Annotated in this window: 16 protein-coding genes and 1 pseudogene; 4 read left to right on the forward strand and 13 right to left on the reverse strand. The window is 40.3% G+C overall.

What is annotated here, in order from left to right:
• The first annotated feature begins 10 nt into the window (after positions 1-10).
• The gene (locus ACZ8ZH_RS06210) at positions 11-2,659 is read left to right on the forward strand and encodes a sensor histidine kinase (protein WP_119062920.1); all 2,649 of its coding nucleotides are present in this window, start codon (positions 11-13) and stop codon (positions 2,657-2,659) included.
• 10 nt (positions 2,660-2,669) lie between these two features.
• A complete protein-coding gene (locus ACZ8ZH_RS06215; RefSeq protein WP_119062919.1) occupies positions 2,670-3,371 on the forward strand; it encodes a response regulator in 702 nt (233 codons plus the stop codon).
• A gap of 58 nt (positions 3,372-3,429) precedes the next feature.
• Here ACZ8ZH_RS06215 and ACZ8ZH_RS06220 read toward each other — a convergent pair whose 3' ends face one another.
• Positions 3,430-4,326, reverse strand: coding sequence for a LysR family transcriptional regulator (locus ACZ8ZH_RS06220; protein WP_086207764.1), 897 nt, complete (start codon positions 4,324-4,326; stop codon positions 3,430-3,432).
• 125 nt (positions 4,327-4,451) lie between these two features.
• Between ACZ8ZH_RS06220 and ACZ8ZH_RS06225 the strand changes: the two genes are divergently transcribed.
• A complete protein-coding gene (locus tag ACZ8ZH_RS06225; RefSeq protein WP_110975249.1) occupies positions 4,452-5,204 on the forward strand; it encodes an SDR family oxidoreductase in 753 nt (250 codons plus the stop codon).
• Between the two features lie 131 nt (positions 5,205-5,335).
• Here the strand turns inward: ACZ8ZH_RS06225 and ACZ8ZH_RS06230 are convergent, their stop codons facing one another.
• From ACZ8ZH_RS06230 to ACZ8ZH_RS06280, 11 genes and pseudogenes are all read right to left on the reverse strand, one after another.
• Positions 5,336-7,342, reverse strand: coding sequence for an esterase/lipase family protein (locus ACZ8ZH_RS06230; RefSeq protein ID WP_086207762.1), 2,007 nt, complete (start codon positions 7,340-7,342; stop codon positions 5,336-5,338).
• A gap of 131 nt (positions 7,343-7,473) precedes the next feature.
• Positions 7,474-8,376 carry an ABUW_2363 family tetratricopeptide repeat lipoprotein gene (locus ACZ8ZH_RS06235; RefSeq protein WP_119062918.1) on the reverse strand — a complete coding sequence of 301 codons (903 nt, stop codon included), beginning with the start codon at positions 8,374-8,376 and terminating at the stop codon, positions 7,474-7,476.
• 123 nt (positions 8,377-8,499) lie between these two features.
• Positions 8,500-9,310 (reverse strand): annotated as a pseudogene (gene cysE, locus ACZ8ZH_RS06240) (serine O-acetyltransferase).
• Positions 9,303-10,151 (reverse strand): RNA methyltransferase, encoded by an 849-nt coding sequence (locus ACZ8ZH_RS06245; RefSeq protein WP_119062916.1) that lies wholly within the window; start codon positions 10,149-10,151, stop codon positions 9,303-9,305. Before ACZ8ZH_RS06245 ends, cysE begins: the two are co-directional and overlap by 8 nt.
• Before the next feature lie 34 nt (positions 10,152-10,185).
• Entirely contained in the window at positions 10,186-13,755 is a 3,570-nt protein-coding gene (gene dnaE / locus ACZ8ZH_RS06250; RefSeq protein WP_119062915.1) for a DNA polymerase III subunit alpha, read from the reverse strand.
• A 182-nt stretch (positions 13,756-13,937) separates the two neighbouring features.
• Complete coding sequence (locus ACZ8ZH_RS06255; RefSeq protein WP_119063204.1) at positions 13,938-14,567, reverse strand: hypothetical protein; 630 nt, start codon at positions 14,565-14,567, stop codon at positions 13,938-13,940.
• A 98-nt stretch (positions 14,568-14,665) separates the two neighbouring features.
• On the reverse strand, positions 14,666-15,361 hold the full coding sequence (locus tag ACZ8ZH_RS06260; protein ID WP_086207757.1) for a methionine ABC transporter permease: 696 nt from the start codon (positions 15,359-15,361) through the stop codon (positions 14,666-14,668).
• Positions 15,358-16,383: a methionine ABC transporter ATP-binding protein gene (locus tag ACZ8ZH_RS06265; protein WP_086207756.1), complete on the reverse strand. Its 1,026-nt coding sequence runs from the start codon at positions 16,381-16,383 to the stop codon at positions 15,358-15,360. Before ACZ8ZH_RS06265 ends, ACZ8ZH_RS06260 begins: the two co-directional genes overlap by 4 nt.
• Before the next feature lie 73 nt (positions 16,384-16,456).
• On the reverse strand, positions 16,457-17,332 hold the full coding sequence (locus tag ACZ8ZH_RS06270) for a MetQ/NlpA family ABC transporter substrate-binding protein (RefSeq protein WP_086207755.1): 876 nt from the start codon (positions 17,330-17,332) through the stop codon (positions 16,457-16,459).
• A gap of 366 nt (positions 17,333-17,698) precedes the next feature.
• Positions 17,699-18,789, reverse strand: a protein-coding gene (locus ACZ8ZH_RS06275; RefSeq protein ID WP_470247926.1) for an IS4 family transposase whose coding sequence is annotated in 2 segments (ribosomal slippage) — positions 17,699-18,249 and positions 18,249-18,789 — 1,092 coding nt in all. Because the reading frame shifts where the segments join, the coding sequence is not laid out codon by codon here.
• A 406-nt stretch (positions 18,790-19,195) separates the two neighbouring features.
• Complete coding sequence (locus ACZ8ZH_RS06280) at positions 19,196-20,086, reverse strand: 3-hydroxyacyl-CoA dehydrogenase (protein ID WP_119062914.1); 891 nt, start codon at positions 20,084-20,086, stop codon at positions 19,196-19,198.
• A 200-nt stretch (positions 20,087-20,286) separates the two neighbouring features.
• Here ACZ8ZH_RS06280 and ACZ8ZH_RS06285 point away from each other — a divergent pair, with 200 nt between their 5' ends.
• Entirely contained in the window at positions 20,287-21,375 is a 1,089-nt protein-coding gene (locus ACZ8ZH_RS06285) for an AraC family transcriptional regulator (protein ID WP_119062913.1), read from the forward strand.
• Between the two features lie 50 nt (positions 21,376-21,425).
• Here the strand turns inward: ACZ8ZH_RS06285 and purD are convergent, their stop codons facing one another.
• Complete coding sequence (gene purD, locus ACZ8ZH_RS06290; protein ID WP_119062912.1) at positions 21,426-22,709, reverse strand: phosphoribosylamine--glycine ligase; 1,284 nt, start codon at positions 22,707-22,709, stop codon at positions 21,426-21,428.
• Between the last annotated feature and the right edge of the window lie 142 nt (positions 22,710-22,851).

Genomic DNA, 22,851 nt, shown 5'->3' on the forward strand with positions numbered 1-22,851 from the left:
GAGCGTAATTATGCAGATCGACCGTAATAACAAAGCTGATGCATGGTTGGCACATAGTCAACGTGAACAATCTGGACGTTTGACCATTTTCTTGGGTGCAGCACCTGGAGTCGGGAAAACCTATGCCATGTTGACCCGAGCGCATGAACTGATGCAGCAAGGGCAGCATGTGGTGGTCGGTGTGGTGGAAACTCACGGTCGATTTGACACCGAAGCTTTGATTCAAGGGCTCAATGTTATTCCAAGAAAGTCTGTGGAATATCAAGGGCGAATGTTAGACGAGATGGATCTCGACCAAATTCTTAAATTAAAGCCTCAAATTGTACTTGTTGATGAACTTGCCCATCGCAATGTACCCAATAGTCGGCATGAATATCGTTGGCAAGATGTCAATGAGTTGTTGGATGCAGGCATTGATGTCTATAGCACCTTAAATATTCAGCATTTGGAAAGTCTGAATGATGTGGTTTTTCAAATTACGGGGATTCGGGTCACTGAAACCGTCCCCGATGCATTACTGAAACGTTTGAAAGATATTCGACTGGTTGATTTACCTGTTCCTGAATTATTAGAACGGATGAATCATGGCAAGATTTATTTCGCCGATGTTGCACCTCATGCATTACAAGGTTTTTTTAAAGCTGCAAATTTGACAGCGTTACGTGATCTGGCAATTCAAACTGTTGCAGGGCAGGTCGATATTGATTATCGAGAAAAGTTTGTTGCACAAGGGCAGATCATTCCGATTCAAAATCATGTCATGTTGGCGATAGATGGTTCTGAGTTTTCAGAAGATTTGGTGCGCCGTGCTCATCGGATTGCGGAAAGACGCAATGCAACGTGGAGCGTCATTTCGATTCAAAAAAGTAATGTTGAAACGCCCCAAGCCTTTGCAGTGACAAAGGCTTTTAATCTAGCACGTAAGCTCGGTGCAGACACTTATTTACTCTATAGCGATCATATTGCATCGACCATTTTACAGGCAGCTTATGATTATGGTGCATCGAATATTTTGCTTGGCAAGAGCCCTCAAAAATCGTTATGGCAGCGCCTATTCTCAGATCATATTGCCGATCAACTGTTAGAGAAACAGCACCCTTTTGAAATCACCTTTGTTCAGCCTTTAAAAGCCAAAAATAATGAAAAGCGTTTGCAGAAAGATGTGGCTCATTCATCTTGGCTGGAACAAGGTTTAGCGTTTAATCAACGTGAAGTGTTTGAAAGTATTATCATTGTGTTGCTAGGACTGATTGTGGCAGCAATCAGTGATCATTTTATTGGGTATAGTGATTTAGCCTTAATTTTTATTGTGACTGTATTGTTGGTTGCGATACGCGCCCGCATGTTGATCACGATTATCAGCGTATTCATTTGTTTTCTACTCTACAACTACTTTTTTATCGAACCTCGATTTACTTTTATGATTAGCGCTGAACGAGGCGTGATTACCATCATTACGTTTATTGTCTCAGCCTTACTGGTCGGGCGTTTAGCCAACCAATTACGTGCGCAGGTCTTGAGTTTACGTGCTGCAAATTCAGTCTCATTACAGTTGCAAGAATTGGAAAGAAAGCTATCGACCTGCGTGGATATTGAACAGGTATTAACCGTCGCTAAACAACATCTGGAAACCTCATTAAATGCGACGGTCTGGTTAAAAGTTGAAAATCAGTCTTTGGGTGATGTCTCTGCTTTAAATGAAAAAGATCAAATAGCCGCAGATTGGACGCAGAAGAATGCGAAACCCTGTGGACGCTTTACCAACACACTGACCAATTCTGAATGGTGGTTTATTCCACTGAATTTAGTGAAAGAATATGGCGTAATTGCAATTCGCTTTCATCAAAATGCTCAGACCATCAGTTTTGAATTGCAGCGTTTAACTGAGTTGATGATTGAAGATATTGCGCAAACTGTTGCTCGGGTACAACTCTCGTTACAGTTAGAAAATTCTAGAGTAGTGGCTGAAACGGAAAAGCTACGTTCAGCTTTGCTTTCTTCAGTATCGCATGATTTACGTTCACCCTTAGCAGCGATGATTGGTTCAGCAGATACGCTTAAATATTATGGCGAACAGATGCCTGAAAGCGATCGCCATGAATTATTAGACACTATTCACATTGAAGGGGAACGACTGGATCGTTATATACAAAACCTGTTGGATATGACTCGATTAGGTCATCAGGGTTTGACTTTAAGTCGTGCTTGGATCGGTGCAGATGAACTGATTGGCTCGGCAGCTCAACGACTGAAACGCTATCAGCCTGAGGTGAAAATCGAAGTTGCTTTGGCGGAAGAACTTCCGCAATTGTATGTGCATCCTGCTTTGATTGAACAAGCCATTTTTAATGTCTTGGAAAATGCCGCTAAATTTTCACCAAATGATGTTCCGATTGAAGTGAAGATTCAGCAAGAGGAACAATTTCTGCAAATTGACATTATCGATAAAGGGATTGGCATTCCCGAAGATGAACGCGAGCAAATCTTTGATATGTTCTACACCATGCAACGCGGTGATCGAGGTAAAACGGGGACAGGTTTAGGACTAGCGATTGTCAAAGCCATTATTGGCGCACATATGGGCAGTATCGAAGCTTTTGCTGGAACAGATGGTCAAGGCACCTTAATTCGCATACGATTACCGTTACATCAGGGTTAAACGATCTTTTATGCCGCAAACAATTTATCCAAATGCATCAATTCTGATTATTGATGATGAGCCCCAAATTCGAAAATTTTTAGACATTGCTTTACGTGCGCAAGGTTATCAGGTGCATGTTGCTGAAAATGGCATGAAAGGCTTAGAAATTTTGGCAACACGAGGTGCGGATTTACTGATTTTAGATTTGGGTTTACCGGATATGGAAGGACAGCAGGTATTGACCGAGATGAGGCAATGGTCAGATATTCCTGTGATTGTGTTATCTGCCCGTCCTGATGAAAATCAAAAAATTAAATTGCTCGATGCAGGTGCAAACGACTATGTCACCAAACCGTTTAGCATTCAGGAATTATGCGCCCGTATTCGAGTGATGTTTCGTAATAAACCACAACAGTCTGAACAGAATATTGTATTTGATGATGGTCAATTATCTGTGGATGTGGCTGAACACGTAGTGAGGTTCGCGAATGAAGAAATTGTTCTCACAAAAAAGGAATTTCAACTGTTAGCACTATTGATTCGCCATCAGGGTAAGATCGTTACGCAAAAGCAAATTATGACCGAGTTATGGGGCATTAGCCATGAAGACGATACCCATTATCTTCGAATCTTGGTGAAAAAACTCCGTACCAAAATTAGAGATTCTGCGATCACTCCAAAATATATTTTTACCATTGCAGGCGTGGGGCTACGATTTTTGGAAAGATAAGGTATTGGTATTTTCTTGCTTATCTAGGTTGAATATTGATTCATAAAAAGACCCAAGATTATACGATGGGATGATCCTTAAACAATTGTAATATCCATTCAATAAAGACTTTTTGTTTAGGTGAAACCAATCTTTTAGACGGATAGAGCAGAGACACAGGCATAGACGGTACAGTATAGTGTTCTAAAATTCGGCAAAGCAATCCTTGTTCTAGCACTTTGATATGAGCATAGTGAGGCACTTGAATAATCCCAAAATGCTGTTGGGCTGCGGCTGAATAGGTATTTGCTCCGTTGACTTGAATATTGAAAGGCAAGTCATAAAGTTGCGTTTTGTTTTGAATGATAAATTCGAGTGGCAGATGTTTCTGGCGTGCACTTGAATAGAAGCCCACCATAAAATGCTCATGCAGATCATCTAAATGATTTGGAGTACCGTGCTTTTCCAAATACCTTGGACTCGCAAGAGTTATTTGTTGCAAATGACCTAAGTGTCTTACAATTAGTTCACTCTTGTTCAGTTGTCCAATACGAATAACACAATCAATGCCTTCCTTAATCACATCGACATAGCGGTCACTTTCTGTCAGTTGTACCTGAATGCCAGGATATTCACTTTGAAACTTATGCAGATGAGGTAAAATAAAATACGCAGCAAACACTCCATGTACTTCTATCTTTAAGGTTCCTTGAGGTTTTGCATTGAGAAAATCATGATCTGATTCATTGATATAGTCCAAGATATACTTACAACGTTCGTAATAAATTTGACCTTCATCAGTTGTTCTTACCTGACGCGTGGTACGAAATAATAAGCGTGTGTTGAGCTGTACTTCCAGTTGCTTAATGGCATCGGTGAGAGTTGAACGGGGTAAGTTCAGTATCTGTGCAGCCTTGGTAAAGCTTTGTTGCTCTACAACGTGTACAAAAGCAGACAGCGCATTTAACTTATCCATCTTTTTGTAGATCCTTTGTTCGGCTAATTCGGATAAAGATGTCAGAACTGGCTAGATTATCTTGCTATTTATGAACAGTATCATAGAACGTATCCCATGGTAAGTTTCACTCGATGAGGTCATCAATGAATACAGCAGTGCAAGAAAAACAGAAAAAAGTAATTTTAATTACAGGGGCCTCAAGAGGTATAGGGGCATTTACAGCAAGTTTATTGGCCCAGCAAGGACATAGCATCATCATTAATTATGCCAATAATGATCAAGAGGCAAATGCTGTGGTGCAAAAAATTCAAGCGAATGGTGGAACAGCAACAGCATTTAAGGCAAATATTAGCCATTCAGATGAAGTGACTCAGTTATTTGATTATGCAATTCAGACTTATGGCAGACTGGATGTGCTGATGAATAATGCAGGCATTATGCGACTCAATAAAATTGAAGACGTGGATGATGAAACGATTGATCAACTTTTGGCAATCAATCTAAAAGGACCATTATATACCATGCGTGAAGCGGCCAAGCGCTTGGCTCATGGCGGTAAAATTATTAACTTATCCAGCAGTGTTGTGGGTATGAAGCTTGAGACTTATGGTGTTTATACTGCGTCAAAAGCTGCCATAGAGTCTTTAACTGCGATTTTAGCCAAAGAGTTAAGAGGTAAAAATATTACGGTGAATGCGATTGCACCAGGGCCAACAGCAACAGCGCTTTTTCTCGAAGGGAAAAGTGATGAACTGATTGCACGGCTAATTCAGGCGGCGCCTTTAGAGCGTTTAGGTACAGTTGAGGATATTGCTGCTGTATTAGATTTTGCAGTCAATGAAGGAAGTAATTGGGTCAATGCCCAAATACTTCGGGTCAATGGTGGGATTGTTTAAATAAAAATTGTAGTATCCCACAAATACAAGGGTTGAGAAGTATTGTAGTTGGCTGTACCTATTAACGACTCAACTGTTGATATAAACGAACTAAATAAAAAAGCCTAAACAAAAGTTTAGGCTTTTTATGATCAAGGTTTATATAGTCCCAATTCTGTAAGGTGTAGTCGCAGAATACGGCGCAACTCAAGTACCGCTTCAGGGGTTTCCTGAATAGAATGTCCACCTTTAATAATTTTCTCAGACAATGCCCCATCCAGATGGGCACTGGTATAAGGTACGACATCATCAGTAATCACATTGATATCATTACTGTTGGTCATATTCCCCATAATACTGTGAAATTTCATCCCCTTATACGGAACAATATTTTTAGTTAACTGAGTAAATTTAGAGTTTTTACTGAGGTCGCTTGGGCCATTTTGAATTAACCCATTATCTATATCTTTGATAAATGCTTGTAGATCAGGGTCACTACTTTGTAATACATCAGTTAATGCACCTAAAAAAGCACCCGGTAGTTTAATTACTTTACGCGCAGCAAGGGTAAACCAACGGTCAGCAAATTCTGTTCCTCGATGTGGTGCTGCCAAGAAAATGGCACGACTAAAGTTTGGAATTGGCTGAATATCTAAGCGTGATTTAAATAATGGATCATTTTTAAATTGTTTGGCGCGCCAATCTGGAAGTAATTTGATTGCTGCAGATGTTAAGTCTGCATCACTGACTAAAAGCCGTGCAATAATGCCTCCCATGCTATGCCCAATCAGCACTGCGTCTTTTTTTGCAGAAGCTTTGTTATCGACTTGACTAAACGCTTGTTGGATCACTGCATAAATTTGAAAGCGACTCTCCAAAATAGGCATGTTTGTGGAGTAGAAAACCTGCCACACTTGATAATGCTCTCGCAATACAGGGTCACCCATTACATCGTTGGTTAGACGAATCCATGCCTCAGGACTGCTTGCAAGACCGTGAATAAGAACGATGACTTTCTTGTTCGGGTTATAAGGTTCAAGCATATACAAATGAGGCATGGTCAGGCGTTCATCACGATCTATCAGTGACAAATAAGCAGACTTACCTAGATTATTTTGTGCCAGCCATAAGCCATATGGTGCTGAAAAATTTGCTGCCAGTGGATAAGTCTTTCCAGCTATTTCAGCAGTTTCATATTTATATGGATCATAGGCTGTCATCTCAAACTCTGGACTATTTAAGATTTCATCCACACTTGCCGCAGAACGAGGTTGGGCTGTGATGGTCGCTGCTAAATAACGAGCATTATGAATATTGGGATTATGACCATTTGTATACTGATGATGTAATGGATCAACAATATATTTTGTTTTTTCAGGTGAGATGTCGTGAGGTTCTGCAGGCAGTACAATTAAAAACTCAGAACCAAATCCATCTCGACGGGTAATTGAACGCAAACCTGAAAAGTTCAAATTATACGTCGACATGAGTTGTTCAATTTTTTGATTTTTTAAAAGTGAATATTTGTCGAAATTAATGCGATAAATGCTTTTGCCGACTTGGATTTGGGTCGTAACATCTGAAGGCTCATAACGTAAACCATAAGCACTAACTAGTTTGGCAATTGCTTGGTTATAAAAGTCTCGAAGTTGTACTTGACGGTTATCAAAAATTCGATCTTGTGGGCCACGTTTAGTTTTAAACATATAAGCATAACTATAGCGAATACTTTTATCGAGCATGCCGAGTTGTTGATCTAAACAGTTTTGGTAATTTTGTTTTTGAACAGCCTTTTTTTCTTCTGACTGCGTCTTAGCCAAAATACTGATTTTACATGCCGATGATTTTTCTAAAGAAAGTGCTTTGGCAAGATAAAGTTCACTTGCCGTTGATAGTAATTGCTCATCCTGAATTTGGGGAATTTGTTTGAGTTCGTTCACACATTCCTCAGGCTGTTCAGAACAGACTTTGGCTTCTCTGCCTGTCATAGATAACACATTCAGACTTGCTTCACTGAGTTTATCGCGCGTTAAAATACTTTCACGTTCGTTATTAATGGTGACGTTCAGTGATTGATTTTTTACACTGACCACTTGGCAACCACTCAAGATAGAAATCAGAGCAGTGAGCATTAAGGTGCTACGGATGTATTTAGGCATAAACGAGTCTACTGCGATCTATTTTTTTGAATTTTTTAAATCATACGATAATTCTCGGATTTATCAATTCGCTCAAAAAAAATAGACCGAAAAGTTCGGTCTATTTTAGAGTGTGTTACAAAAGTAGCGAATTATTTGCTCGTATTTAATACTTGCCAAACATTCCAACGGCCTTGTTTCTCAATTTCAGTAATCAAGCGATCTGCAACTTCAGCTTCTTGAGGGTATTTCAACTTGTAGTTTTTCAGCGTTTGCACCGCATTCTTCTTCTGTTCCATCGCGATGTAGTTATTTGCACTCGCTAAATAAGCTTCTTGAACACCAGACTTTATGGCTTTATCTAAATACGGCATAGCTTCACGTTGACCACCCCCTTCAGACAGGGCAAAACCAAACCAGAAGTTTGCTTCAGGGTCTTCTTGATTAAGCTTTAAAATACGCTGAGCATAAGTTAAAGATTTGGTGGTATACACGGAACCTAAGTCTAAATTACGAGCCATAACGCTAGCTTTGAATGCACGAATGAGTACATCAAATGATGCATTGTCTTTTGATGCCAACGTATCTAACTGCTGGGTCACTTCTTTTAGTTTTGACTCAAAACCCTTACGTTCTTGGCGCTCTGTAAAACGAGGTGGGTAATGGCGTGCTTTACCTTCAACCAACTGCAAGAAGTCATCAATTTCAGTGATGTCGACTTCGTTGTCACCTGCTAGCACCGCGTATTTCAACTGACGTTCTTTGCTGTTAACAGTTGGAATAATCAACTTATTGGTGTCTAAAACCATTTTCTTCGATGGATCATCAGAACGTGTCACTTCCATCTTGGTTACAGGTTGTGAAGCAGCCTTTTTTAAATTAATTTCAAACGGAGGAGGCGCATCATAGTTAAATGGATTTAATGCGTAAAACGGTGCAGTTAATTCAGGCTCAGTAAACACAATGGTATTGTTATTATTTTTCGGTGGGGTTGTGCTACACGCTGTTAAAAACGACACTGTAAGTACAGCAACCGCTAAGGGTTTAAGCATCATAAGGTTCATCCATTCATTATTTTAAGAAGTGGTGTAAAAGGCATGTCCGTCAGTCTAAGAAAACTCTGAGGAACATGCAAGGCTTGCTATAGGCTGGTTTTCAAAAACTAACACTTTTCATGTTTAATCATTTGATGGAGTGCTTTGAGCTTCACATTCACGGCGAACGTCTTCCAAAATTTTCAGTTCTTCAGCACTAAAGGGTTGTTCATTTTGTTGCTGTTTTTTAAAGGTTGGATCAAGTAACGACAAACGTTGGCACAGGGTGTTCATCCGTTTTTCATTCAATTGTATACGGTCGAGCAGGACGCGCATGCCTTCAAGTATAGGATCGGACTGGTCTTGCGTTGCAGCATAAGCTTGGAAGCCGATACTTTCTGCATAATCACGACGATGTGTTTCAGCCTCATCTTTTGGTTTATCTTTTGATATGAAACGCGCTGGGTTGCCAACGGCAGTGGTATCGGCAGGTACTGCTTTTGTCACAACTGCATTTGAGCCAACTTTCGCATTCTTACCGACCGTAAAGGGGCCTAAAATTTTAGCGCCTGCACCAACAACTACGCCGTTTTCTAAAGTCGGATGGCGTTTGCCTTTATTCCAAGTTGTACCGCCTAAAGTTACGCCGTGATAGAGGGTTACATCATCGCCAATTTCAGCTGTTTCACCAATCACAACGCCCATGCCGTGGTCGATAAAAAAACGACGACCAATTTTAGCACCTGGGTGAATTTCAATACCTGTTGCAAAACGGCTGAAAGAAGACAATAAGCGTGCGGAGCCCTTACATTCCTTTTTTCCATAATTCATGCGCCATACGGTGCATGATCAACGCGTGGATACCTGGGTATGTGGTTAGAACTTCTAAAGTGTTTCGTGCTGCAGGATCGCGCGCGAATACAGCTTGTACATCTTCTTTGAGCTGTTTAAGCATTAGATTGATCCTCTATTTGATCCGTATTTGACTTTTTCCATGTGCCATTATTTAAGGCTTGTACACGACTAAAAATACCACGAAGTAAATGATATTCCATACGATCTAATTGTATACGTCCAAAAAGGCGACGCAAGCGTAAAGGCAATAATCGTGGATTTTTTGGATCTAAAAATTCAATTTCAGCCAACATTTTTTCAATGTGTGGATAGAACTGTTCCATTTGCTCATGTGTGACCAAAGGCTCATCCCACTGCATGGACTCTGTATCTGTCACAGGCATGGTTGCAGTTTCATCTTCACCACTTTCTACAGCAGCCAAAGTTGCCATACGCATTTCATAACAGATGACCTGAATAGCTTGGGCTACATTCAGTACGCCATAGTCTGTATTGACTGGAATAGTAACGTGGTAGTTGGCCATCGCCAGTTCTTCATTGGTCAGTCCGCGGTCTTCACGACCAAAGACCACAGCAACCTCTTGTTGATCATTCACCACTGCTGAAATTGATTTTTCTGCCGCAGGACGTGCGTCTAGCAAAGGCCAAGGAATAGTACGACTACGTGCACTGGTACCAAACACTAAATGGCAGTCTTTGATGGCATCGGCAAGGGTTTCAACAATTTCAATCTGCGCGATTAAATCAGTTGCACCCGCTGCTAAAGCATCAATATCGGGATGTGGATAGGTTTTTGGCGCAACCAAAACTAGCTTTGAGAGTCCCATTGTTTTCATGGCACGTAATGCGCTTCCAATGTTCGCAGGGAGTGTAGTATTGACCATGACAATACGCACATGGGAGAGATGCGCTGAAACAGCGGCATTGTCAAATTGGCTCATGATTTTTCCAATGAATTTTAAAATTTGAAAATATTTAAGAGAACTGACCGACCTCAGCCTGATATAAGTCCATGGCATCATCCATGCTCATATCCGCAGGTGGCGGTGGTACATCTACGGGTTTGGCTTCTTCATAGCTGACCGCTTTGGCAGCTTTAGATTTGACTTGATATTCCACATGAAGATTTTCTTTACCAAAATAGTCACGAAGTTTAGACAGCAGTTCATCTAGCGGTGCCACTTTCCAATTGATCCCTAAGTGCAATTCAGCTGTGGCATACGGGTAGTCCAACAGTAATTGTAGCGGAATGTGATTACACATATCGACATTACAGAAGGGTGCAAGAATATTTTTCAAATCTTGGTTCAGTGCTTTTGTACTATGCGTTGGGTCAAGGCGAATTTGAATACAGTTGGCACGTTTTTGGCGAATTTCATTTAGGGTAAATGCTTTGGTCAAGCGTCCCATTGGACGGTCAAAGCCTTCACGCTCGTAAATTTCACCTTCAATCACCACCACTTTTTCATTTTGAATGATGTCTTTAAAACGCATAAAGCGTTCATGATTCGCAGAGACTTCAATTCGGGAGGTACCATCATCTAAGGTGACCATCATTCGGTTTGGAAAGTTGGCTACATCGACTACAAGACCAGCAAAAACAGTGGTTACCCCACGACGTGTAGGGGTGAGTTCATTGATTTTATTTGGAATAAATGCTTTCAGCTCTGTACGGTATACATCAATTGGGTGACCAGTTAAATACAAACCTAAGGTGTCTTTTTCACCTTTGAGACGGACTTCATCTGACCACGGTTTCACAGGTTTGGCAGGTTTACGCTGTACTTCTTCAACCTCACCAAACAAGTCCATGATGCCTGTTTCACGGTTTGAACGAGCTTGCTCCGCCGCTTGTACTGCTTCTGGAAGTTGCGCCATTAAACTGGAGCGCTCAATGCCGAGGCAGTCTAAAGCACCTGAGCGAATTAATGCTTCTAAAGTCCGTTTATTGATTTTTTTCAGATCAATACGATGGCAGAAATCAAACAAGTCACGATACGGCCCATCTTGGATACGCGAGTCAATGACTGACTGCATCGCGGCTTCACCGACGCCTTTAATTGCACCGAGTCCATAGACGATCGTTTTGTCGTCCGAAGCATGGAATTGATAGATAGACATATTGACCGAAGGTGGCAATACATCTATATCATTGTGTCGACAGTCATCAATCAAGAACACCACGTTATCGGTGTTTTGCATTTCCGATGACATCACTGCTGCTAAGAATTCAGCTGGATAATGCGCTTTGAGCCATGCGGTTTGATAGGCAACCAGTGCATAAGCTGCGGCATGTGATTTGTTAAAGCCATAACCTGCGAACTTTTCCATATAGTCAAAGATATGGTTGGCAGTTGCTTCATCAATGTCTTTTTTGGCTGCACCTTCCGTGAAAATTTGGCGCTGTTTGACCATTTCTTCGGGCTTTTTCTTACCCATCGCACGACGTAGTAAGTCCGCACCACCTAAGCTATAGCCCGCACAATACTGTGCTGCCTGCATCACCTGTTCTTGGTAAACCATAATGCCGTAAGTCGGTTCAAGTACACCTTCAAGTAGGGGATGGAGATATTCAAACTCACCACCATGCATACGGTGGATAAAGTCCGGGATCAGGTCCATCGGACCCGGACGGTAAAGGGATACGAAGGCGATAATTTCTTCAAATTTGCTTGGACGTGCTTCCTTGAGCATTTTTTTCATGCCCACGGATTCAAACTGGAAGACGGCTGTAGTGTTGGCATTGGCAAAGATGAGGTATGCATCTTTGTCGTCAAGCGGAATGAAGGCAATGTCTAAAGGCACATCGAGCTTAATGCGCTTATTGATATTCTTCACGGCATCTTCAATAACCGTTAAGTTACGTAGACCCAAGAAGTCGAACTTTACTAGACCAGCAGATTCAACGTCGTCTTTATCATACTGCGCAACACGGCCTGTACCATCTGCGTCACACAGCACGGCAGAAAAGTCGGTAATTTTAGTCGGGGAAATGACCACGCCACCTGCGTGTTTACCTGTGTTACGGGTAATGCCTTCGAGTTTTAATGCCATTTCCCAAATTTCAGCCGCATCGTCATTGTCTGGGTTGGATGGATTGGTGACAATGTCTTTCAGCTGTGGCTCTGCTTCAATCGACTCTTCGAGGCTTAAACCTAAAGGTTTGGTCGGAATCATTTTTGAGATTCGGTCTGCCAAACCATAGGATTTACCCAAGACACGTGCCACATCACGAATAGCACCTTTGGCTGCCATGGTACCGAAAGTGGCAATTTGTGATACTGCATCGCGTCCATAGGTACGCGCCACATAGTCAATTACACGATCACGACCAGCAATACAGAAATCGACGTCGAAGTCAGGCATTGAAACACGTTCTGGGTTTAAGAAGCGTTCAAAAAGTAGCCCGTATGGGAGAGGGTCGAGATCTGTAATTTTTAAGCTGTAGGCAACCAACGAACCTGCACCTGAACCACGGCCTGGACCAACGGGCACGCCATTACCTTTGGACCATTGGATAAAGTCCATGACAATCAAGAAGTAGCCCGGGAAACCCATTTTAAGAATGGTCCCGATTTCATACTCTAAACGATCATCATATTCTTTACGTTTTTCAGGCCAATATTCATCACGCGTTTCTGGTGGATATAAAAAGTCTAAACGCTCTTCTAAACCTTCTTTGGATAAATGTGCAAAGTAGGTGTCAATGGTATGGCCTTCAGGAATAGGGTAGTCAGGCAGAAAGTATTTACCTAATTGCAGGGTAACGTTACAACGTTTGGCAATCTGATAAGTATTTTCAATTGCAGAGGGAATGTCTGCAAATAATTCCGCCATTTGTTGGCCAGATTTAAAATATTGCTCTGGAGAGTAATTTTTTGGTCGGCGGTTATCCCCTAATACATAACCATCGGCAATACAGACTCGGGCTTCGTGTGCTTCAAAGTCCATTTCTTTCATGAAATGCACATCGTTGTGCGCAACCACACCTATGTTATATTTTTTAGCCAGTTTTAATGCTTCATAGTTGAAGTCATCTTCGCCTGAACGGCCTGTTCGGCATAGAGCCAAATAAACCCGATTGCCAAATTTTGCAATCCATTCTTCGAGTAAAGGTTCGGCTTTTTGCGGATTCGATGTACAGAGCATTTTGCCGACATCAGATTGCATGCCAAGTAGGGCAATCAGGTCATGGTTTTGCTCTAAAATCCAGTCTTTTGCAACGCAAGGAATATCAAGCTGTTGACCGCGGATAAAACCTTCTGAAACCAGTTCGGTTAGATTACGCCAGCCAACATTGCTCATTGCCAATAATGTCACGCGATGTTCAGCATCGTTCAAACGAACTTCTGAACCCATAATTGGTTTGATGCCATTATCTAAGCATTTACCATAAAACTTTACAGCAGCATGTAAGTTAGATAGGTCAGTAATGGCAAGGGCTGGCATACCTTCTGCCTTAGCAGCTTTGACTAAATCAGGTATACGTACAATTGATTCTGTGATTGAAAATTCTGTATGAATACCAAGATGTACAAAGTGCATAAGTGAGTCCCTGCAAAAACCGCTAAATAGTTTAACATGCTCTGCCTTCATTCTGAGTGCGATTCAAATGAATTGGCAAAATTTAATAGCATCTAGCGTTTGGACTGTATATTTTATTGTCAGTAAGTTCAAAACAACTTAGAAAAGGCAATGGCAGTCCTTGTTCTTGGCATAAAAAGATTTTAACAGGCCACCGCTTGCTGAATGGCAAAACTGTTTAGCCGTCCATTTTTAAAACCGAAGTTGAGATAAGCCGTGTAGGGTGGGGCAAAGTCTTGTGGTTCTTTCAAAAAAGCTTTGATTTCACTGGGCTGTAAGAGCAGAACTTGAGCTTCACCTGATGCTGCCATGCCGTGTGCACTGTATTTAAAGTCTTGTTTAAATTGCTGCAAAGTATAATTCGGCGTGATCTGAATATTTTGTACGCGTATGTTTTCGCTCATCCCTTGAGTGCTTTTCCAGTCAAGCCAAACACGGCCTTTGATTTGACCGAGTTGTTTAAAATTCGCTTTGTCTTTATAGAATTTTTCGGCCTGAATCTTGGGATTATCTTCGTTAAAAATTTCAAACTTTAGGGTTTTGGGTTGAGTACTTGTAATATTGTATTCATAGTTGCCTGTACATTCGGCATATTGCTTGCTGACTTTTCCATTCGCTGGATTGAGCAATTGACTGACTTGATGTGCTGTCACAGGGGCATTCAGTTCGACCTGATTCACTTTCACACTGGTGACGTAGTCATACGTATTTGCCACTGCATGACTGAGTATCGGCAAAAGACTTATACTTAGAAATAAAATGGGTGTTTTCATGGTGATGATTTTAAAGTCGTAATTTTGAATTCTTTGTGTTGTCATTATATAAAATTTAAATCTGAAAAAAAGCTCTCAATATTGAGAGCTTAATTTTGTTAACGCAGTTTAGACAGCCAATCTCCAACGGATTGTACAATTTGTACCATGATCAACAGCACAATCACCGTGAGTATTACAACACTAGTATCAAAACGTTGATAACCATAAGAAATAGCAAGGTCACCAATACCACCTGCACCTACTGCACCAGCCATCGCGGTTGCGCCAATTAAGCTAATCGTGGCTGTGGTTAAGTTCAAAATCAGTGAACTACGTGCTTCAGGTAAAATAAACTTAAAAATGATTTGTAGTGGCGTTGCGCCCATGGCTTGAGCAGATTCGATAATTCCTTCATTCACTTCAAGCAATGACGTTTCGACCAAACGACCAATATAGGGTCCAACATAGATCGTAAGAGGAACAATTGCCGCCCACGTGCCAATCGAGGTGCCTACGATCAGTTTAGTTAAAGGTAGAACTGCAATGAGCAAGATAATAAAGGGTAGAGAGCGCAGGGCATTCACAATCGGGTTAAGAATGTGATAAATCGCTTTGTTGGGCAAAATACCATCTGGGCGTGTCACCAATAAAATGATGGCCTGAATAAAGCCCCAAATACAGCCAAATAGCATTGCAAAAAACACCATGTGAAAGGTTTCTTGCAAAGCGGTAATGAACTGATCAATAGATAGTGAACTTTTCCAAAACGGCGCGGTAATTTGAGTTAACCACTGGACAATTAAATCTCTCATGCCAGTTCTCCTGATTGCTCAACAGCCACACCATGCTGTTTTAAAAACTCCACTGCTTCAGTAATTAAAGTTTCATCCCCTAATAACTGAACAAACATTTGGCCAATCACATTGCCATCAATTTCAATCATGTTGGCAAATAGGATATTGAGACTAATATCAAACTGTTTAATTAAATTTTGAATCACGGTTTCATGTGCAGATTGACCAAGGAACTGTAAGCGATAAATACTGTGATGGTGCTTATGTTCCAAATTATTCAGCAGTTTAATCGGTAACTGTTGATGCAAAATGGTTTGAATAAAATTCTGCGTTGTTGCATGTTGTGGACGACTAAACAAGTCCACTGTTTTTCCAGTTTCAACCACTTTGCCGAGTTCCATCACGGCCACATGTGAGCAGATGCTTTGAATTACATCCATCTCATGTGTCACCATGACGATGGTAATGCCTTGCTCTTGATTGATTTTTTTGAGCAAGTCTAAGACCGACTTGGTGGTTTGTGGGTCTAGTGCAGAAGTTGCTTCATCACAAAGTAAAATTTTAGGATGGTTGGCAAGCGCACGAGCAATACCGACACGTTGTTTTTGACCACCCGAGAGCTCGTCTGGATAAGCTTCTTTTTTATGCTTGAGGTCAATAAACTCAAGTAGCTCATTTAAACGTTTTTCACGTTCAGCTTTGCTATAACCTAAAAGTTTCATTGGCATTTCAATATTGGCTGCAACAGTTTTGGTCTGCAGTAAATTGAAATGCTGGAAAATCATGCCAATATTTGCACGTTCTTGACGTAATGCTTTTGCATCTAATGCAGTAAAGTCTTTTTGATTGATAATCACTTGGCCTTGGGTTGGGCGTTCAAGTAAATTGATCAATCGAATGAGGGTACTTTTACCTGCACCACTATAGCCAATAATGCCAAAAATACTGCCTTCTGGAATGTCCAAATTGATTTGGTCCAGTGCAGGAATGGTTTGGCCTTTTAGCTGATAGTGCTTTGAAATGTTTTTAAATTGAATCATATCGTCAAAAACTACACAAAAATGAAAAAACAGGCAAAGAGACTTTGCCTGTTTCGTTGATTTGATTATATTACTATTTAGCTTGAGTAAGGTAGCTTACTGGCTTGTTCACATCAATTTTTGTGCCACCAAAATGCTCTTGAACATATTTGCCTACTGCAGCGACATGGTAAAGCTCACCAACTTTTTTCAGTACAGGGTCGTTTTGACGCGCTTCAGCCACAGCAAGAACGTTGACGTTCATTTTCGTGGTTTGGTCGATTGGCTCATAGTAAATCGCATCTTTCAATACGTTTAGACCACCTTCCATTGCAAGGGTATTCCCCAACACAATTGCATCAACTTCGTCTTTCACACGTACAGCCGTTGCCATTTGAATAGGCTTGATGACAAGTGCTTTGTTATTTTCAACGATGTCTTGAGATGTACCTTTCACAAAGTCAAAGTCATTTTTTAACTTCACAAGACCCGCAGATTGTAATAATAACAATGCACGTGATTCGTTCGCACCGTCATTTGGAATCGCAATCGTTGCACCATTTTTAAATTCAGCCAGTGTTTTTACTTTGCTTGAGTAAATACCCATTGGCTCTAGGTAGGTGGTAGAAAGCGGAGCAATCTTCGCTGTGTTTGCTTCGTTGTAGGCAACCAAATAAGCATAAGATTGGAATGCGTTGACATCGACTTCATTGTTTGCAACAGCAGTGTTCATTGCAACATAGTCAGTGAAGTTTTTAATGTCTAATTTTAAACCTGCTTCTTTGGTTTCTGGCAAAGTTGCAATATAGCGCCAAATGTCCGCATCAGACCCTGTCGATGCGATAGTTACTGTTTGCTCAGCAGTGGTTGCTGTATCCTTTTTAGTTGCATCTGTTGCAGGTGCTTCAGGTTTACTACAACCTGTTAAAACAACAGATAAACCCAGTGCAATTCCTAGAATTTTTTTCATTTTTTCTTCCCGAGTAAGCATCCAAATGAGGTATCACTTACCTGAACTATAGAGAGATTAATTGATTTTAAATCAGACATTCCTGATTTGATGCATAAGACTGTAATGTGTGTTTTGCAAGCTTGCAATGCTATATCAGTCGTATATGTTTCCTTCATATTTAAAAAATGATGCTTTTCAAATAACGAGTAACATATATGCTCAATCGTTAAATTTTGCACATCATATCAACAAAGTAATATTCGATATAGAGCATAAAAATTTAATACTTATCTGATTTTAAGATTAGCAATGGCGCGGTACTTTATATTTTTATAGTGAAAACAATATATTATTTTTAATTAAACTCTCTGTACACGACAAATTTCACAGAACCCTTATCCTATCAGGATTCTGCCTTCTTAAAATTGCCAAAATTTCCTTAAACTCTTCTTTTTTCCCAAAACCAATTAAACGCTGAATCGCCATTTGAACATAGTCTAAACCATAGCGAAATAAACTCATTGAGAGTCGTCCATGCTTCTTTATTTTTATCGCTTTTTTTTGATCATGTTGCCATTCACCTGTTAAATAGCACCAACAGAAACCGATAGCTAGCACTGCTATCAATTTCTTGACTCGTCCAGGGTCTGTTAAACGAGTATTTTCAAGATTGAATCCACGTCCTTTGAGACAACTAAATAAGGTTTCGATTTCCCAGCGTAATGCATAATCACGAATAGCAGAAGCATTAAACATAGGAGAAACAACAAGTAAAAGTTCCCCATCTTCTAATCGTAGCGCACTAATATACAGTTTCACTCGACCAACCCAAATACGTCGTTTACGACATTCAGTTTGACCAACTTGAAGATGACGAAATAAATCACTAATTTTATGATTCCTGGCTAAGTGATTGGTCACAATAAAGTTTTTTTAACACGTATACAGAAGTTGATGTCATTTTCAATTAACCATGTAAACCATTTCTCACCGATAAATTCTCTGTCTGCGAACACATTCACAATACGGTCTTTACCAAAAATAGAGATAAAGCGTTGAATCAAAGCAATACGCTCTTTTGTATCTGAATTTCCACGTTTATTGAGCAATGTCCAAACAATAGGTATCGCTATTCCACGATAGACGATGGCTAACATCAAGATATTGATATCTCGTTTTCCCCATTTCCAATTGGTTCTATCTAAAGTCAGTTGCACTTTGTCGAATGAAAACATATTGAAAATCAACTGAGAAATTTGACGATAATCAAAATACTGACCTGCAAAGAAGCGTTGTATACGTCGATAAAATGATTGTGGTAAGCACTTGATGGGTAAGGCTTTAGATGCAGAAGAAAGATTACAGGTCTGTTTTACAATTAATGCAATCATAATCAGTGTAAAACATTTTACATGTGACTTGTTCCACTTTAGATATTTGTTTAAGATGAGATGTAACTCATTGAAATGTGTCATCATATTCGTCGTCAGAAAACAAGTATTATGCCATTATTTCAATGAGTTATCTATTTTTGTCGTGTACAGAGAATTAAACTATTAAAAAATAATGGTTTGTTTAAATTTTGTTCTTTATAAGATTTTATCTAAACTAAATACAAAAAATAGATATAAGCTGAATAAAGTGTCGGACGAGAATGCGGATATTTCTGCGATTGAAAGGCTGAATCAGATGAAATTATAAAGATGTAAGCAGTTCAATGCTTATGATTAGGTTTGTTTGAGTATTTGAGTCAATGCAAAAACTGAGCCTATCGCTGTTTATTCTTAGATAGTAGTGAAGACAGGAGAATCGAGCATATTCGTTGGTATTGCCTACGACTATCCTAGAATAGCCATAGGCGGTTAAGGCTAAAAACTCAAATTACTGTAAAAAGGTTTTAGATTCATAATTTGGATTCGGATAACTATAAAAACCCTGTCCTGTTGGCATACCGAGGTGACCAGGCTCAATAAATTCTGTTTGCAGTCGATCCATGAGACGTGCCATCAGTGGGTTGGTATCGGCATGCAATTTTGCAACGTTATATACTGTGTTAATGCCAATAATGTCTAAGATTGCAAACGGACCTTTGGGTGAACCAAATGACTTCATCCATGCTTTATCTACGGTTTGTGGATCAGACACTTCATTTATCCAAAGGTCCAGTGCTGAAATTAAAAACGGAACCAGCATTGAGTTGAGGAGATGGCCAGGTTGTTCTTTGTAAATTGGCAATGGTAACATTCCAATCGCTTTGGAAAATTCAACTAACTGGTTGAAGACGCTACGATCTGTAGATGCATGTCCCATAATTTCAGCCATGTTATTCACCCAAATCATATTAGCAAAATGCAAGGCTAAAAACTTTTCTGGGCGTCCAGTCACTTCAGCAAATTCGCTTGGCAATAACGTCGACGTGTTGGTTGCAAAAATAGTTTTTTCAGGTGCAACGTGGCTTAATTTTTCATAAAAATCCCGTTTAATAGCTGGATCCTCTGGTACAGCTTCAATCACAAGGTCTGCATCTTTGACTGCTTCGGCAAGGTTCGAATGATAACTAAGATTGTTAAATGTATTGTCGAGTTGATCTTGGGTTGCATTGAGATCACGTTTATAGCATTCACATAATTCAAAAAATTTGGCTTTGGCTTTGCCAAGCACTTCATCATTGATGTCATAAACGCTGACTTTAAAGCCGTGAAATGCGGTTTGAAATGCAATTTGATAGCCGAGTACACCACTACCTGCAACAGTGACATTTTTAAAATTCATTCTATTTTCCTTTTTTGTCTTTAACGATGAATGTAGTTTTCATATCCATGAGCTACATTTTAGGACATCATTTTATTTGCTTGATATACAGTATCAATGAAGCAATAAAATGTTCATTGGAGCTATTCTGCCGAGACATTTATATGTTAACTTGACAGAATGAGTCTATTTTTTGACTTGTTGAGACAGGAATTGTTGGAATGAATCAGGAAGATTCGCTCGCGGTTTTACGCCATAAAAATATCCATGATGACATGGTGCATAGTTCCGGTTTACGGGGATACTTGGATCTTATGCAACAATTGGGAATAGACCCAATACCGTTATTGGCAAAATATGGTATTCAACTTGGGCAATTACAAGATGATAATGCGTGGATATCACACGCTGCAATGATTCAGCTTTTAGAGGATAGTGCACAGCAGACCCATTGTCCTGATTTTGGCTTACGTATTTCCCAGTATCAAGACATTGGTATTTTAGGTGTGCTCGGGCTAATTTTACAGAGTGCTTCTACACTGCGAGAAGTGATTAAGTACAGTTCAGATTTATTGTTTCTTCATGGTTCGGCATTGCGACTATATATTAATGAAGCCATTGCCGCCGATTTATTTGAGCCACATGCGGATATTGTTGCAATCGTTTTTGATATACAGCTAAATGATTCGACTCCTATTTTGAGTAAACGCCAGTCTATGGATCTTGGGCTTGCCGTATGTCATCGTGTTATGCGCTATTTAAGTGGTGAACAATATCAGCCACTGAAGGTGACATTACCACATAGTCCAATCGCGCCTTTAAGTACGTATAAGCGTTTTTTTCATACAGATGTGCTTGAAAACCAACAACATGCAGCCTTATTTTTACATAAAGATATGTTGAATATTACTTTGGCTAGTATTGATCATGGTCTACGTGAAATTGTGGATAGTTATCTTGAGCGGAGCTTTCGCAGTCATCAGGGGTCATTGAGTGATCGCGTACAACATGCGATACGTATTCATTTGTCTGGACCTAAAGCCAATAAAACGGATATTGCATGTATGCTTGCGATGCACCCGCGAAGCTTACAACGTAAATTAGATGAAGAGGGCACAAGTTTCGAACAGATCCGAGATAAACTTAGACAGCAATTATTACTGCAATATTTAGCCGACTCAAAAGCATCAATGAGCCAAATTGCTTCAGTATTGGGTTTTTCTGAACAATCTGCTTTAAGTCGTGCTTGTAAAAATTGGTTTGGTGTGGCACCGCGCCAGTTGAAAAAGCTGAGAAATCAAGATCAATAAAAAAACCCGCATTATTATGCGGGTTTTTAACTTAACTGACTCAGTTGAAATTAAGCATTTTCACGAGCAATCGCGCGGTAACCAATATCTTTACGATATTGAACACCCTCAAAAGTTACTTTTTGGCAAAGTTCTAAAGCTTTGGCTTGTGCTTCACCGATTGTATTCCCTAGTGCAGTTACGCAGAGTACACGACCACCAGCAGTCACGATCTCGCCATTTTCATTGGCCTTCGTGCCAGCATGGAACACTTTAGCATCGGTCATTTGTGTATCTAAACCTGAAATCACATCATCATTGCTTGATGTTTCAGGGTAGCCTTTAGATGCCAGTACGATACCGACCGTTTTACGGTCATCCCACTGTGCTTCTTCTGGAAGCTTTCCTGCAATACCTGCTTCTACTAATTCAACCAAAGATGATTGTAAACGCATCATAATCGGTTGAGTTTCAGGGTCACCAAAACGGCAGTTGAATTCGATCACACGTGGTTGACCCGCATCATCAATCATCAAGCCTGCGTATAAGAAGCCTGTATAGACATGACCATCGGCTTTCATACCATCAACTGTCGGACGCATCACTTCCTTCATGACTTTGTCAAAGACATCGGCAGTCACCACAGGAGCAGGAGAGTAAGCTCCCATACCGCCTGTGTTTGGACCTTGGTCACCTTCAAAAATGCGTTTATGATCTTGCGACGTTGCCATTGGTAAAATGTTGTCGCCATCAATCATACAAATGAAAGAGGCTTCTTCACCTGCAAGGAATTGCTCGATTACGACACGTGAACCTGCATCACCAAATTTGTTGCCTGCCAACATGTCATCAATTGCATCAAAAGCTTCTTGATTGGTCATGGCTACAATCACGCCTTTACCTGCAGCAAGACCATCTGCCTTGATTACGATAGGCGCACCATTTTTTTCAACAAAAGCTTTCGCTTCATCGACTTCAGTAAATACATCATAGAATGCTGTAGGAATGTTGTGGCGCTTTAAGAAGTGCTTAGCAAAAGCTTTCGAGCCTTCTAACTGAGCAGCAAATTGAGTTGGTCCCCAAATTTTAAGCTCTGCCGCGCGGCAGGCATCCACTACACCATTTACAAGCGGTGCTTCTGGGCCAACAATAATTAAATCTACCGCATTATTTTTTGCAAAGTCGATAATTGCAGGGTTGTCTAAAATGTTAAGCGCAACATTTTCACATTTATTTTCTGTCGCTGTACCTGCATTACCAGGAGCTACAAATACTTTTGCAACTTTCTCATCTTGTGCGATTTTCCATGCCAATGCATGTTCACGACCGCCATTACCCAAAACTAAAATGTTCATCTAAAAATCCCTCAAAGAAAAGAATCCCTCCCGACCTCCCTTTAAAAAAGGGAAGGGATCACGCATGAAAACCAAGGTTTCTTACGTGAAAAGTCCCCCTTTTTACAAAGGGGGATTTAGGGGGATTAATAAATATGACTTC

The organism is Acinetobacter sp. SW-226, from assembly GCF_055632855.1.